A 15,507-nucleotide genomic window follows, 5' to 3' on the forward strand; every position below is an offset into this window, starting at 1 on the left:
GTCATGCCCTGGGCGTCGCCCGCCACCGCGGCGCCGGGCGACGCCCAGGGCATGACGGTCGTCGCCCGCACCCAGGCGCAGATGGTACGGCGGCGGTTCTTCCGGCACCGCGCCGCCATGTCCGGCCTGGTCGTCCTGGTGCTGATCGTCCTGCTGGCGTTCAGTTCCATCGGCTTCGCCAACGTCCCCGGCTGGTGGGACAAGGACTACTGGTCGATCGCCACGGTCGAGAACGGCGGCCGTCCGACGCTCAGCGTCGTGCCGACCTGGCTCGGCGGCGACGGCCTGCACCTCGGCGAGCACCCGTTCGGCCAGGACAACGTCGGCAAGGACTACTTCGCGCTGACCATGCGCGGCGTGCAACAGTCGATCACCATCGCGTTCATCGTCGGCATCGTCGGCACCTTCATCGGCACGGTGGTCGGCGCCACGGCCGGCTACTTCCGCGGCCGGGTCGAGGCCGTGCTGATGCGGTTCACCGACGTCATGATCACCATCCCGCTGCTGGTCGTCGCCGCCGTTCTCGGCCGCCGCTACGGCGGCTCCGGCATCGTCGTGCTGGGGCTGGTCATCGGCTTGGTCACCTGGACCGGCCTGGCCCGGCTGGTCCGCGGTGAGTTCCTGGCGCTACGCGAGAAGGAGTTCGTCGAGGCCGCCCGCGCCGCCGGCACGTCGGCGCGGCGCATCATCGTCAAGCACATGTTGCCGAACATCATCGGCGTGATCATCGTCAGCGCCACGCTGGCCATCGCGGCGGCCATCCTGCTCGAGGCGGCGCTGTCGTTCCTGGGCTTCGGCGTGCAGGACCCGGACACGTCACTGGGCAAGCTGATCAGTACCTACCAGACGGCGTTCTCCACCAGGTCGTGGCTGTTCTGGTTCCCGGGCGTGTTCATCATCGCGATCGCGTTGTCGGTGAACTTCATCGGCGACGGCCTGCGCGACGCCTTCGACCCTCGACAGAACCGGGTGCGTGACTGATGACGAATCCGAGCATGCCGATCGGTGCCCCGCTGCCCGACCCCGCCGCGGGCGGCGGCCTCGACCAGCCCGCCGTCACCGAGTCCGCGGCCGAGGTGCACGTCGCCACCAAGCTGGAGGAGACCGCCGGCCCGGGTGACACCGAGGTCCTGCGTGTCGAGGACCTCACCGTCTCGTTCCCCACCGACGACGGCCTGGTCCGCGCCGTGCGCGGCGTCTCGTACGCCGTCCATGAGCGCGAGGTCCTGGGCATCGTGGGGGAGTCCGGGTCGGGCAAGTCGGTGTCGTCAATGGCGGTCATGGGGCTGCTGCCCAAGTCCGCTCGCATCGCGGGCAAGATCCTCTACCGCGGCGACGACCTGCTGAAGAAGTCGCCGAAGCAGCAGCGGGCGCTGCGTGGCAGGAAGATCGCGATGATCTTCCAGGACCCGATGACGGCGCTGAACCCGGTCTACTCCATCGGCGATCAGCTGGCCGAGGCGGTGCTCTCGCACGAGATCATGCCGCGGAAGAAGGCGCTGGCCCGGGCGGAGGAGATGCTGGCGCTGGTCGGCATCCCGCAGCCGAAGCGGCGGCTGGACAACTACCCGCACGAGTTCTCCGGCGGCATGCGGCAGCGCGCGATGATCGCGATGGCGGTCATCAACAACCCCGACGTCATCATCGCCGATGAGCCGACCACGGCCCTCGACGTCACCGTCCAGGCGCAGATCCTGGAGACCCTGGTGCAGGTGAAGGACGAGGTCAACGCGGCCATCGTGCTCATCACGCACGACCTCGGCGTGGTGGCCGGCATGGCGCACCGGGTGCTCGTCATGTACGCGGGCAAGCCGGTCGAGGTCGCCGAGACCGACCGCGTCTTCTACCACCCGCGGATGCCGTACACCGCCGGCCTGCTGGGCTCGATCCCGTCCCTCGAGGGCAGTGGGTCCGGTTCCCGGCTGCGGCCCATCGTCGGCACCCCGCCGTCGCTGATCAACCTGCCGAAGGGCTGCCCGTTCTCGCCCCGCTGCCCGCTGGCCACCGACATCTGCCACGAGTCGGAGCCGCCGCTGGCCGCCACCGACGAGCTCGGCCATGTCGCGGCGTGCCACCATTGGGACAAGCTGGCCGAGGTCGACGACCCGACGGTGTACTTCCGCACGGAAAGCGAGGCGGTCTGACATGGTGACCTCTACCGAGACCTCGCCGCAGGCGGCGTCCGAGGCCGGCAGCGGGCACCACCTGCTCGACGTCACCGACCTCGTCATGCACTTCCCGGTCCACGGCGGCGGCCTGCTGCGCCGCGTCGTCGGTCACGTCCAGGCCGTCACCGGCGTGTCCCTGCACGTCGACGCCCGCGAGACCCTGGGCGTCGTCGGCGAGTCCGGCTGCGGCAAGTCGACGACCGGCCGGGCCATCCTGCAGCTGCACAAGCCGACGTCCGGCTCGGTGGTGTTCCAGGGGAAGGAGCTGACCGGCCTCGATGCGCGCGGCATGAACGAGGTCCGCCGCGACCTGCAGATCGTGTTCCAGGACCCATACGCCTCGCTGAACCCGAAGATGCCGGTCAACGACATCATCGCCGAGCCGCTCAAAGTGCACGGCAGGTGGCGCGGCGGCGGCAAGAAGCGGGTCGCCGATCTGCTCGAGCTGGTCGGCCTCAACCCCGAGCACGGCAACCGCTACCCGCACGAGTTCTCCGGCGGCCAGCGGCAGCGCATCGGCATCGCCCGGGCGCTGGCGCTGGAGCCGAGGCTGCTGGTGCTCGACGAGCCGGTGTCGGCGCTGGACGTGTCCGTGCAGGCCGGCGTCGTGAACCTGCTCGAGGACCTGCAGGACGAGCTCGGGCTGGCGTACATCTTCATCGCCCACGACCTCTCCGTGGTCCGGCACATCTCCGACCGCGTCGCCGTCATGTACCTCGGCAAGATCGTCGAGACCGGCACCCGCGACGACGTCTACGACCGCCCGGCGCACCCATACACCCAGGCGCTGCTGTCGGCCGCCCCGGCCGCCGACCCGGTCGAGGAACGCCGTCGCGAGCGCATCATCCTCGCCGGCGACGTCCCCAGCCCGCTCGACCCGCCGAGCGGCTGCCGGTTCCGGACCCGCTGCTGGAAGGCCCAGGACATCTGCGCCACGGAGGAGCCCGCCCTGGTCGACCGCGGCAACGGTCACCCGGTCGCCTGCCACTTCGCCGAGGTCAACACCGCCGTCGTCTGAGGTCCTGGCCGGTCCGTGGGCGGGGTTGGCTCGGTGAACGATTGCGTACATCACCAGGATTACCCGAGCCTCACCACGATTGCAGGCGTAGTGACGCTCCAGAAAACCTCATGATGTGCGCCTGGGACAGTCGGCGGACGGCGACGCCGTAGGATGGGATGTCATCTCCCCCATCCAGGAACGAGTTTTCCGCATGTCCGTGCGCAGCCGCGACGACCTCCGCAACGTCGCCATCGTGGCCCATGTCGACCACGGTAAGACCACCCTCGTCGATGCGCTGCTGTGGCAGTCCGGGGTGTTCCGTGCCAACCAGGACGTCGCCGACCGGGTGATGGACTCCGGGGATCTGGAGCGGGAGAAGGGCATCACGATCCTCGCCAAGAACACCGCCGTCCGCTGGGGCGACACCACCATCAACATCATCGACACACCCGGCCACGCCGACTTCGGCGGCGAGGTGGAGCGCGGCCTGTCCATGGTCGACGGCGTGGTGCTGCTGGTCGACGCCAGTGAGGGGCCGCTGCCGCAGACCCGGTTCGTGCTGCGCAAAGCGCTGCAGGGCCGGCTGCCCATCGTTGTGGTGGTGAACAAGACCGACCGGCCCGACGCGCGCATCGCCGAGGTGGTCGACGAGACGTACGAGCTGTTCCTCGACCTGCTCGACGACTCCAGCGACCAGAGCGCGCTCGACTTCCCGATCGTCTACGCCTGCGCCCGCGACGGCAAGGCGGCGCTGGAGCGGCCGGCCGACGGTGCGGTCCCCGACGCCGACGACCTCGCGCCGCTGGTCACCACCATCCTCGACACCATCCCGGCGCCCACGTACACCGAGGGCGCGCCGCTGCAGGCCCACGTCACCAACCTCGACGCGTCGCCGTTCCTGGGCCGTCTGGCGCTGTGCCGGGTCCGCGAGGGCGAGATCGCCAAGGGGTCGCAGGTCGCGTGGTGCCGCAAGGACGGCAGCATCGAACGGGTCAAGGTCACCGAGCTGCTGATGACCGAGGCGCTGGAGCGGGTCCCGGCCGAGAAGGCCGGACCCGGCGACATCATCGCCGTCGCCGGCATCCCCGAGATCACCATCGGCGAGACGCTGGCCGACGTCGACGACCCGCGGCCGCTGCCGCTGATCACCGTCGACGAGCCGGCGCTGTCGATGACCATCGGCGCCAACACGTCGCCGCTGTCGGGCCGGTCCGGCGGCTCGAAGGTGACGGCGCGACTGGTCAAGGACCGCCTCGAGTCGGAGCTGATCGGCAACGTCTCGCTGCGGGTGCTGCCGACGGAGCGGCCGGACGCCTGGGAGGTGCAGGGCCGCGGCGAGCTGGCCCTCGCCGTCCTCGTCGAGACCATGCGCCGCGAGGGCTACGAGCTCACCGTCGGCAAGCCGCAGGTCGTCACCCGCGAGGTCGACGGCAAGGTGCAGGAGCCGTTCGAGCGGCTCACCGTCGACTGCCCCGAGGAGTACCTCGGCGCCGTCACCCAGCTGCTCGCCGTCCGCAAGGGCCGCATGGAGCAGATGACCAACCACGGCACCGGCTGGATCCGCATGGAGTTCGTCGTGCCGGCCCGCGGGCTGATCGGGTTCCGCACCGACTTCCTCACCGAGACCCGCGGCACCGGCCTCGCCCACCACGTGTTCGAGAGCTACGAGCCGTGGGCCGGCGAGCTCCGCACCCGCCCGACGGGCTCGCTGGTCGCCGACCGCGCCGGCGTCGCCACCTCGTATGCCATGTTCAACCTGCAGGAACGTGGCACGCTCTTCGTCGAGCCGACCACCGAGGTGTACGAGGGCATGATCGTCGGCGAGAACTCCCGCTCCGACGACATGGACGTCAACATCACCAAGGAGAAGAAGCTCACCAACGTGCGCTCCTCCACGGCCGACGAGCTGGAGCGGCTCATCCCGCCGCGCAGGCTCTCGCTCGAGCAGGCGCTGGAGTTCTGCCGCGACGACGAGTGCGTCGAGGTGACGCCCAAGGCCGTCCGGCTGCGCAAGGTCGTGCTCGACGCCGCCACTCGCGGCCGCGCGGCGGCCCGGCGCAAGCACGCTCAGTAGCCGGCCTGACCGCGAGCTCCCAGGCGGCGGCGAGTCCCACAAGGGAGACGAGACCAGGCCGCCGGACCCACCCGGACGTGCGCCGTCGTCACTGGTGAGCGATGATGGCGCAGTCCGGGGGGAGGTCACATTCTTGTTGCGAGTACACGGGCGGCGAAGAGCGGGACTTGCCCCGGGGCGAGGACGGCACATAGAAAGTGACGGGCACGTATGTGCCCAAATCGGCCAAAACGGCCGTGGGTGGCGCTGGCGACGGAACTCCGCAGCCTCGCCTCGGGCAGAACCCAGGAGGAATCCCATGCCAGTCTCGCCACGCAGGTCGGTGCTGCTGGGGACCGTCGCGCTCGCGCTCGCACTGGGCGCCTGCGGCGGCGGCGACGACAGCGGCGACGCGGCCGGCGAGAGTGACAACGTCGTCACGGTCCGCGGCTGCAACCCGCAGGCCGCCTTCGTCCCCGCCAACAGCAACGAGGTCTGCAGCGGCGACATCCTCGACCAGGTCTTCTCGTTCCTCGTCCGGTACGACCCCGAGAACGGGCAGCCTTCGAACGAGATCGCCGAGGAGATCACCACTGACGACAACCTGACCTGGACCATCCGGCTCGAGGACGGCTGGACCTTCCACGACGGCTCCCCGGTCACCGCGAGCAGCTTCGTCGACGCCTGGAACTGGGCCGCCCTCGGTGCGAACGCCACCCTGAACAGCTACTTCTTCGAGCCGATCCAGGGTTACGCGGAGGTACAGGGCGAGTTCGACGAGGAGGGCAACTTCATCGAGGGGTCGGCGGCCGCCGAGACGATGTCCGGCCTGGAGGTCGTCGACGACCGCACGTTCACCGTCACGCTCACCCAGCCCGAGTCTCAGTTCCGAATGCGGCTGGGCTACACCGCGTTCGCCCCGCTGCCGGAGTCGTTCTATGAGGACCCCGAGGCGTTCGGCCAGCACCCCATCGGCACCGGCCCGTTCCAGTTCGACTCCTGGGAGCCGAACATCGACGTCCGGCTCTCCGCCTACCCGGACTACAACGGCGAGGTCAAGCCCAACATCGACGGCGCGATCTACCGCATCTACGAGAACGACGACGCCGCCTACAACGACCTGCAGGCCGACCAGCTCGACATCATGCCGTTGCTGCCGACGTCGGCGCTGGCGGGCGACACCTACCGGATCGACCTCGGCGACCGGTTCATCGAGCGCCCGACGGGCGTCTTCGAGACCATCACGTTCGCGCCGTCGACCGTCGACGACAGGTTCGACGACCCGCGGATCCGGCAGGCCATCTCGATGTCGATCGACCGGCCGGAGATCGTCGAGCAGATCTTCTCCGGCGCCCGGACCCCGGCCAACGGCTGGGTATCGCCGGTAGTGCCCGGCTTCCAGGACGGCGCGTGCGGCGACTTCTGCACCTACAACGAAACGGCCGCGCAGGCGCTGTACGCCGAGACCGACGGCATCGAGGGCCCGCTGGCACTCTCGTACAACGCCGACTCCGACCACAAGGCCTGGGTCGACGCGGTCTGCATCGACATCAACACGACGCTGGGCATCGAGTGCGTCCCCACACCCTTCGTCGACCTCGCCACGTTCCGGGACCAGATCACCAACCGGCAGATGGGTGGCATGTTCCGCACCGGCTGGCAGATGGATTACCCGTCGCTGGAGAACTTCCTGGTGCCGATCTTCGCCACCGGCGCCTCGGCGAACGACGGCGACTACACCAACGACGATTTCGACGAGCTGGTCAGCCAGGCGGCGGCCGCGAGCACGGCCGAGGAGGGTGCCGAGCTCTACCTCCAGGCCGAGCGGCTGCTGGCCGCGGACATGCCGGCCATCCCGCTGTGGCACCGGGTGAACATCGCCGGCTACTCCTCCCACGTCGACAACGTGCGGATCACCGTGTTCCAGACCGTCGACCTGCTCAGCGTCACCACGACGGACTGACGCCGCGCTCGTCCGGCCCGCCGTCGCGCACCCTCGGCTGCGGCGGGCCGGGGTGCGCGACGTACAGTCTGACTCCGGCGCGCATAGGAGCGCTGCTGATCGGTGAAGGAAGGTCATGGGTCGGTACGTCGTCCAGCGCCTCGGCCAGATGGTGCCCGTGGTCATCGGGACCACGTTCCTCATCTACGCCCTCGTCTGGTCGCTGCCGGGTGATCCGTTCGCGGCGAAGTGCGGCGACCGGCCGTGCCCGCAGAACTACATCGATCGCATGACTGCCGAGTACAACCTCGACGACCCGCTGCCGCTCGCCTACCTGCAGTACATGGGCAACCTGCTCACCGGCGACTTCGGCCAGACATTCAGTGGTGCGTCGATCGCTGACGAGCTGTTGCAGCGGTACCCGACCACGCTGCAGCTGACGGTGCTCGCGATCCTCGTCGAGGTGGTCATCGGCGTCGCCGCCGGCGTGCTGGCCGGGACCCGCCGCGGCGGCTTCCTCGACAACCTGGTGCTGGTCAGCACGCTGGTGGTGGTGTCGATCCCGGTGTTCGTCCTCGGGCTGCTGGCGCAGATCACCTTCGGCGTGCGGCTCGGCTGGTTCCCGGTGACGTCCGACGGCACGCTGTTCTCGCTGGTCCTGCCGGCGATCGTGCTGGGCAGCCTGTCGCTGGCGTTCGTCGCCCGGCTGGTGCGGGCCAACCTGGTCGAGAACCTCCGCACCGACTACGTCCGTACCGCGATCGCCAAGGGACTGACGAGGCAGCGGGTCATCGGCGTCCACACGCTGCGCAACTCGCTGATCCCGGTCGTGACGTTCGTCGGCGCCGACTTCGGCGGGCTGCTCGGGGGCGCCGTCGTCGTCGAGGGCATCTTCAACATCCCGGGCGTCGGCAACATGATCTTCCGTGGCATCAACGCCCACGAGGGTGCCACCGTGACCGCCGCGGTCACCGTGCTCGTCCTCGTCTTCCTGATCGTGAACCTGCTGGTCGACCTGTTGTACGCGGTGATCGACCCGAGGATCCGCCATGCATAGCCCCGTGGCGCCCGACCAGATCGTGCCGTCGGCCGCGCACGTGCCCGGGCGGCCGCCGGGCCGGGCCGGCGGACAGCGTGGGCGCCGGCGCGGCGGGGGCCACCGGGCCGCCGTCCCGCGTTCGCTGGCGGGCGACGCCTGGCGCGACCTGCGCCGCAGCCCCGTCTTCCTGGTCTCGGCGGCGATCATCCTCGTGCTGGTCGCGATGGCCGCCGTGCCGGGCCTGTTCACCAGTGCCGATCCGCGCGCCTGCGACCTCGCCAACTCGCGGCTGCCACCGAGCGGCAGCGCGTGGTTCGGCTACGACCTGCAGGGCTGCGACATGTACGCGCGGACGGTCCACGGTGCGCGGGCGTCGATCCTGGTCGGGGTACTGACGACCCTCGGCATCGCGCTCGTCGGCAGCGTGGTCGGGATGTTCGCCGGCTACCACGGAGGTCGCGTCGACGCGCTGCTGTCGCGGCTCACCGACATGTTCTTCGCCGTCCCGATGCTGCTGGGCGCGATCATCGTGCTGGCGACGTTCCCGTCGACGGTCGGCACGCCCGCCTGGCAGACCATCGGCAAGGTGGTCATGGCGCTGGGTGTGCTGGGCTGGACGACGGTGGCCCGGCTGATGCGGTCGACGGTGATCCAGGTGAAGCAGGCCGACTACGTGCAGGCCGCCCGCGGGCTCGGCGCCGGCACCTCGCGCATCCTGCTGCGGCACATCCTGCCCAACGCGGTCGCCCCGGTCGTCGTGTACTCCACGATCATCCTCGGGGTGTTCGTCGTCCTGGAGGCGACGCTGTCGTTCCTCGGCATCGGGCTGCAGGCGCCGGTCATCTCCTGGGGCATCGCCATCAGCGAGGCGCGCGCCTACCTCCGTCAGTCGCCGCACATGCTGCTGTTCCCCGGCGCATTCCTGTCGGTGACGGTGCTCGCCTTCATCATGCTGGGCGACGCGGTCCGCGACGCCTTCGATCCCAGACTGCGCTGACGTGTGACCGTCACCACCCGAAGCGCCGCAAACGCGGCACCATCGGGCCGATTCCGCCGAAGAATTCGCAGCTCATGCGCTGGATCACAGCAATCAGCCGGTATGGTCACAGTCCGGTTGCGGTGTGTGACGGCAGTCCGGTCGGACTTGCCCGCAGAGATGCGCGGGAATAGAAAAGAGGGCGCGGATCGGGTCGCGACCGTACCCGGCTGTGCGCAGATCCGCACCATTGGCGGCGAGGCCGATCGGTCACGCCCGTAAAACCACCGGGCGCAGGCCCGTTTGAGGAGGATTCCATGCGAGGCTCTGCTCGCAGAGGAGCCGTGGTGGCAGCATCCGTCGGCCTGGCGCTCGTGCTCGCCGCGTGCGGCGGCGACGACGACGGCGGCGACAACGGCTCGGGCGGCGAGGGCGGCGGCGCCGGAGAAGGCCCCACCGGCTCGGTGTCCATCAACAGCACGCAGCCGGAGAACCCGCTCATCCCGACCACGACCAACGAGGTCGGCGGCGGCAACATCGTCGACGCCATGTGGACCGGCCTGGTCTCGTACGACTCCGAGACCGGTGAGCCCGGCCTCGCCATGGCCGAGTCGATCGAGCCCAACGAGGACTTCACCCAGTTCACCATCACGATCAAGGACGGATGGACGTTCCACGACGGGTCGCCGGTCACCGCGCAGAGCTTCGTCGACGCCTGGAACTTCGGTGCCGCCGGCGCGAACGCACAGCTCAACCAGTACTTCTTCGGCCCCGACGGCGCCAACATCGCCGGCTATGACGCGGTAGCCGGCCAGACCGACGACACCGGAGCGTTCGTCCCGGGCTCTGCGACGGCCGAGACCATGAGCGGCCTCGAGGTCGTCGACGAAACGACCTTCACCGTGACGCTCGGTTCCCCGAACTCGCTGTTCGAGACGATCATCGGCTACTCGGCGTTCTACCCGATGCCGGAGAGCTTCTTCACCGACCAGGCAGCGTTCATCGAGCACCCGATCGGCAACGGCCCGTTCGAGTTCGTCGAGGAGGTCCCGAACACCTCGATCAACCTGCGGGCCTGGGAAGACTACCCCGGTGACCCGAAGCCGCAGGTCGAGAACATCGAGTACCGCATCTACGCCGACCTCGACGCCGCCTACGCCGACGTCGTGGCGAACCAGCTCGACATCCTCGACAAGATCCCGCCGGCGGGTCTTGCCGGCGACGTCTGGAAGACCGACCTCGAGGGCCGCTCCGCGTCGGAGCCGCTGACCACCCGGTTCACCAGCCTCACGTTCCCGCTGACGAACACCGAGGCCTGGGCCGACCCCAACCTGCGCAAGGCGATCTCGCGGGCGATCGACCGTGAGGCCGTCATCGCCGCCGCCTACGGCCCGGGCAACTACGTCCCGGCCACCAGCTGGGTCCCGCCGGGCAACGACGGCTACGTCGAGGGCACCTGCGGTGAGTGGTGCGAGTTCGACGCCGCTGCGGCCCAGGAGCTGTACGCGCAGTCGCCCGGCGTCCAGGGCACGCTGCTGATCTCCAGCAACGCCGACGGTGGCCACCGCGAGTGGGTCGACGCGGCCTGCACCTCGATCCGCGACACGCTGGGCATCGACTGCCAGGGCGACTTCAACCCCGACTTCGGCTCGTTCCGGGCCCGGGTCAACGCCAACGAGATCACCAACCCGTTCCGCACCGGCTGGGTCGCCGACTACCCGTCGATCCAGAACTTCCTGGCGCCGCTCTACACCACGAACGGCTCGGCCAACGACGGCGGGTACTCCAACCCGCAGTTCGACGAGCTGATCCAGCAGGCCGCCGGCCTGGAGGGCCAGGAGGCGCTCGACCTGTACAACCAGGCCGAGGAGCTCCTCGCCGAGGACATGGCGATCATCCCGCTCTGGTACGACAACGGCCAGCGCGGCTGGTCCGAGAACGTCAACGAGCCGCAGTTCACCTGGAAGGGTTACGTCGACCCGCTGTCGATCTCGGTGAAGAACTGATGCTCCCAGGAGGGCCGGGCAGACCGGCGATGAGAGGGGCCGGAGGCCTCCTCGATATCGTCGGAGCAGAGCGCCGAGCCAGGGCGACTTTGGCTGCGGCCATGCCCGGCCCGACGACATCGGAGAGCTAGAGTCGCAGCGGTCGGTTGCGGGGCGTTCATCTCGTCACGGTGAGATGAACGCCCCGCACGCTGGCGCAAACCGTTGCGGAAAGGTTGACCCATGGGCCGGTACGTCGCGCGCCGCCTGCTCCAGATGATCCCGGTGGTCATCGGCACGACGCTCATCATCTACACCCTGGTGTGGTCGCTGCCAGGCGATCCGTTCGCCGGCCGCTGCGGCGCCCGGCCCTGTCCGCCCGCCTACGTCGCGGCGATGACGGACAAGTACAACCTGGACGATTTCTGGCTGGTCGCCTACTTCAAGTACCTGGGGAATCTGCTGACCGGGGATTTCGGCGAGACGTTCCAGGGTCTCTCGGTCGGCGAGGAGCTGCTGCGGGCCTACCCGACGACGGCGAAGCTGGCCTTGGTCGCGATCGCCTTCGAGATCCTGATCGGCATCGGCGCCGGCATCCTGGCCGGCCTGCGGCGCGGCAGCTACATCGACAACCTGGTGCTGGTCTCCACGCTGGTCGTGGTCTCGATCCCGGTCTTCGTCATCGGCTCGGTGCTGCAGCTGTTCCTGGGCATGCGGTGGGGGATCTTCCCGGCCACCGTCGGCGGCGACGCGAGCCTGTACAACCTGATCCTGCCGGGGTTCGTGCTCGCCTCACTCTCCCTGGCCTACGTCGCGCGGCTGACGCGGACCAGCCTGGCGGAGAACCGCCGGGCCGACTACGTCCGCACCGCCGTCGCGAAGGGCCTGCCGCAGCGCCGGGTCATCGGCGTCCACACGATGCGCAACTCGCTGATCCCGGTCGTCACGTTCATCGGCGCCGACTTCGGCGCGCTACTCGGTGGCGCCATCGTCACCGAGGGCATCTTCAACGTCCCCGGCGTGGGCAACCTCATCTTCCGCTCCATCACCGCCAGGGACGGTGTCATGGTCACCGGGGCGGTAACGGTGCTCGTCCTCGTCTTCCTGCTGGTGAACCTGCTGGTCGATCTCATTTACGGCTGGCTCGACCCGAGGATCAGTCATGGCTGACCCCACACCGCCCGTCGCCACCCAGGCCGAGGCGCCCGAGACGACGGAGACGGCCGTCCGGACGTTGGGCCGCGACGCCTGGCACGATCTCGTCCGCAAGCCGACGTTCATCATCTCGGCCGTGCTCTTCGTGTTCTTCGTGACCATCGCCATCGTGCCGGGCCTGTTCACGTCGCTGAGCCCGACCGACTGCGCCCTCGCGCTGAGCCGTCAGGGCCCCAGCGGCGCCGCCTGGTTCGGCTACGACAACAACGGCTGCGACGTCTACACGCACACCATCTACGGGGCTCGCGCCTCGATCATGGTGGGCGTGCTGACGGCCATCGGCGTGCTGCTGATCGGCGGCGTCGCCGGCACCGTCGCCGGCTTCTACGGCCGTGCGACAGACACCGTCGTGTCGCGCCTCGGCGACGTCTTCTTCGGCATCCCGCTGCTGCTCGGCGCCCTGATCGTGCTGGTCTCGTTCCCGGGCGGCGCCGACACGCCGCAGCTGGTCACCATCGGGAAGGTGGTGCTGGCGCTGGCCGCGCTGGGCTGGCCGCAGATCATGCGCATCACCCGCTCGTCGGTGCTGCAGGTGCGCTCGGCCGACTACGTCCAGGCGGCCCGCGCGCTCGGCGCCGGCGGCACCCGGATGATCCTCAAGCACATCGTGCCGAACTCGATCGCGCCGGTCATCGTTGTCGCGACGATCGCCATCGGCGGCTACATCGCGGCCGAGGCCACGCTCTCGTTCCTCGGCGTCGGGCTGCAGCCGCCGGTGGTCTCGTGGGGGCTGGCCATCAGCCGGGCCCAGGACTACGTCCGCACGTCGCCGCATATGCTGTTGTTCCCAGCGTCAGCGCTGTCGTTGTGCGTGCTGGCCTTCATCATGCTCGGTGATGCCATACGTGACGCGCTCGATCCGAAGCTGCGTTGAGCGACATCACAGGAGGAGGGCGACGAGTGGCGACAACGCAAGCCGGCATCGCGCGGCGACCGGACGAGGCCGGGCTGACCCCGCTGCTGGAGGTCGAGGACCTCCGCGTGGAGTTCCGCACCCGCGACGGCGTGGCCAAGGCCGTCAACGGCGTGTCCTACACGCTGCACGAGGGCGAGACGCTGGCCGTGCTGGGCGAGTCCGGCTCGGGCAAGAGCGTCACGGCGCAGGCCATCATGGGCATCCTCGACAGCCCACCCGGCTTCGTCACCGGCGGCTCGGTGCGCTTCCGCGGCCAGGACCTGCTGGCGCTGCCCGACGACGAGCGGCGCGCCTACCGTGGCCGCAGCATCTCGATGATCTTCCAGGACGCGCTGTCCGCGCTGAACCCGGTGTTCCCGGTCGGCTGGCAGATCGCCGAGATGTTCCGCGTCCACGAGGGCATGTCGAAGAAGGACGCCCGCAAGCGCGCCGTCGACCTGATGGAGCAGGTGCGCATCCCGGCCGCGCGCGAGCGCGTCGGCGACTATCCGCACCAGTTCTCCGGCGGCATGCGCCAACGCATCATGATCGCCATGGCCATCGCGCTCGATCCCGACGTCCTCATCGCCGACGAGCCCACCACGGCGCTCGACGTCACCGTCCAGGCGCAGATCATGCAGCTGCTCGCCGACCTGCAGCGCGAGCGGAACATGGGCCTCATCCTCATCACCCACGACCTCGGCGTCGTCGCCGACGTCGCCGACAAGATCGAGGTCATGTACTCCGGGCGCATCATGGAGGAGGCGCCGGTGCACGACATCTACGCGTCGCCGGCCCACCCGTACACCAAGGGGCTGCTCGAGTCGATCCCGCGGGTCGACCTCAAGGGCCAGGAGCTCTCGGCGATCAAGGGGCTGCCGCCGAACCTCACGAACATCCCGGCCGGTTGCGAGTTCCGGCCGCGCTGCCCCTACGCGCGCGAGATCTGCAAGGAGCAGCGACCGCCGCTGGCCGAGGTCGTCCCCGGCCGGTTCAGCGCGTGCCATTTCGCACAGGAGGTGCTCGAGGGTGACATCGAACCCGCCCAGCAGTGACGTCGTCCTCGAGGTCGACAACCTGGTCAAGCACTTCCCGCTGACCACCGGCGTCGTCGTCAAGCGCCAGGTCGGAGCCGTCAAGGCGGTCGACGGCGTCTCGCTGCACCTGCGCCGGGGCGAGACCCTCGGCATCGTCGGCGAGTCCGGCTGCGGCAAGTCGACGCTGGCCAAGCTGCTCATGCGGCTCGAGGAGCCCACCAGCGGCAAGACGTACTTCCACGGCCAGAACATCTATGACCTGCAGGGCAGGGCGCTGCGCGAGCTGCGCCGGAACATCCAGATCGTGTTCCAGGACCCCTACTCGTCGCTGAACCCGCGCATGACCGTCGGCGACATCGTCGGCGAGCCTTTCGACATCCACCCCGAGGTCGCGCCCCGCGGCCAGCGGCGCAAGCGGGTCCAGGAGCTTCTCGACGTCGTCGGCCTCAGCCCCGAGCACATCAACCGGTACCCGCACCAGTTCTCCGGCGGCCAGCGGCAGCGCATCGGCATCGCACGCGGGCTGGCACTGCGGCCTGAGATCATCATCTGCGACGAGCCGGTCTCGGCGCTCGACGTGTCCGTCCAGGCCCAGGTGGTCAACCTGCTCGAGAGCCTGCAGGACGAGTTCGGGCTGTCGTACATCTTCATCGCCCACGACCTCTCCGTCGTCCGGCACATCTCCGACCGCGTGGCCGTCATGTACCTCGGCCGCATCGTCGAGACCGGCAGCGACGCCCAGATCTACGAGAAGCCGACGCACCCCTACACCCAGGCGCTGCTGTCCGCCGTCCCCGTCCCGGACCCGTCCGTACGCGGGCAGCGGCAGCAGATCATCCTCTCCGGCGACGTCCCCAGCCCGGCCAACCCGCCGAGCGGCTGCAGGTTCCGGACCCGCTGCTGGAAGGCCACGGACAAGTGCGCCGAAGAGGACCCGGCGCTGATCGTGCGGCCGGGCAGCGACCACGAGTCCGCGTGCCACTACGCCGCCGTCCGCGAGGACGTCGTCGTCCAGCACTGAGGAGCCCACCAGGGCGGTCGCGCTCGCAACGTGACTGCAACGTGTCGTCCCCTACCCTCGTCTCACGACCGGGCGGGCCGCCCATAAACCCAGCCCGCCCATCGCCCGCCCGGTCGAACTCTGCGTGGCGTCCCGGACGAGCCCGGCTGATTCATGGCGCCCGCCCGGTCGAACTC

At 69.4% G+C, this 15,507-nt stretch carries 12 protein-coding genes; all 12 read left to right on the forward strand.

Translation table 11 applies throughout. From position 1 onward, the window contains the following. The first annotated feature begins 3 nt into the window (after positions 1-3). The 12 genes from E1262_RS29350 to E1262_RS29405 all read left to right on the forward strand — a co-directional run bounded on the left by E1262_RS29350 (position 4) and on the right by E1262_RS29405 (position 15,331). Positions 4-981, forward strand: a complete 978-nt coding sequence (locus E1262_RS29350) for an ABC transporter permease (RefSeq protein WP_132107894.1) — start codon at positions 4-6, stop codon at positions 979-981. Beyond that, positions 981-2,144 (forward strand): ABC transporter ATP-binding protein, encoded by a 1,164-nt coding sequence (locus tag E1262_RS29355; RefSeq protein ID WP_238993107.1) that lies wholly within the window; start codon positions 981-983, stop codon positions 2,142-2,144. Before E1262_RS29350 ends, E1262_RS29355 begins: the two co-directional genes overlap by 1 nt. A gap of 1 nt (position 2,145) precedes the next feature. Next, the gene (locus tag E1262_RS29360) at positions 2,146-3,186 is read left to right on the forward strand and encodes an ABC transporter ATP-binding protein (RefSeq protein ID WP_132107885.1); all 1,041 of its coding nucleotides are present in this window, start codon (positions 2,146-2,148) and stop codon (positions 3,184-3,186) included. Between the two features lie 193 nt (positions 3,187-3,379). Further along, the gene (gene typA / locus E1262_RS29365) at positions 3,380-5,242 is read left to right on the forward strand and encodes a translational GTPase TypA (RefSeq protein ID WP_132107886.1); all 1,863 of its coding nucleotides are present in this window, start codon (positions 3,380-3,382) and stop codon (positions 5,240-5,242) included. 298 nt (positions 5,243-5,540) lie between these two features. Beyond that, the gene (locus E1262_RS29370; RefSeq protein WP_132107887.1) at positions 5,541-7,184 is read left to right on the forward strand and encodes a peptide ABC transporter substrate-binding protein; all 1,644 of its coding nucleotides are present in this window, start codon (positions 5,541-5,543) and stop codon (positions 7,182-7,184) included. Positions 7,185-7,299: 115 nt separating this feature from the next. After that, a complete protein-coding gene (locus tag E1262_RS29375; RefSeq protein ID WP_132107888.1) occupies positions 7,300-8,220 on the forward strand; it encodes an ABC transporter permease in 921 nt (306 codons plus the stop codon). Then, on the forward strand, positions 8,213-9,199 hold the full coding sequence (locus E1262_RS29380) for an ABC transporter permease (RefSeq protein WP_132107889.1): 987 nt from the start codon (positions 8,213-8,215) through the stop codon (positions 9,197-9,199). The genes E1262_RS29375 and E1262_RS29380 overlap by 8 nt, the downstream gene beginning before the upstream one ends. A 326-nt stretch (positions 9,200-9,525) precedes the next feature. After that, positions 9,526-11,184: a peptide ABC transporter substrate-binding protein gene (locus E1262_RS29385; protein ID WP_132107890.1), complete on the forward strand. Its 1,659-nt coding sequence runs from the start codon at positions 9,526-9,528 to the stop codon at positions 11,182-11,184. Between the two features lie 222 nt (positions 11,185-11,406). Further along, positions 11,407-12,333: an ABC transporter permease gene (locus E1262_RS29390; protein ID WP_132107891.1), complete on the forward strand. Its 927-nt coding sequence runs from the start codon at positions 11,407-11,409 to the stop codon at positions 12,331-12,333. Then, positions 12,326-13,252: an ABC transporter permease gene (locus E1262_RS29395; protein WP_132107892.1), complete on the forward strand. Its 927-nt coding sequence runs from the start codon at positions 12,326-12,328 to the stop codon at positions 13,250-13,252. Before E1262_RS29390 ends, E1262_RS29395 begins: the two co-directional genes overlap by 8 nt. Positions 13,253-13,278: 26 nt before the next feature. After that, entirely contained in the window at positions 13,279-14,328 is a 1,050-nt protein-coding gene (locus E1262_RS29400) for an ABC transporter ATP-binding protein (protein ID WP_203454702.1), read from the forward strand. Next, positions 14,303-15,331: an ABC transporter ATP-binding protein gene (locus E1262_RS29405; RefSeq protein WP_203454704.1), complete on the forward strand. Its 1,029-nt coding sequence runs from the start codon at positions 14,303-14,305 to the stop codon at positions 15,329-15,331. The genes E1262_RS29400 and E1262_RS29405 overlap by 26 nt, the downstream gene beginning before the upstream one ends. Positions 15,332-15,507 lie beyond the last annotated feature (176 nt).

This window comes from Jiangella aurantiaca, assembly GCF_004349105.1.
Taxonomy (GTDB): Bacteria; Actinomycetota; Actinomycetes; order Jiangellales; family Jiangellaceae; genus Jiangella; species Jiangella aurantiaca.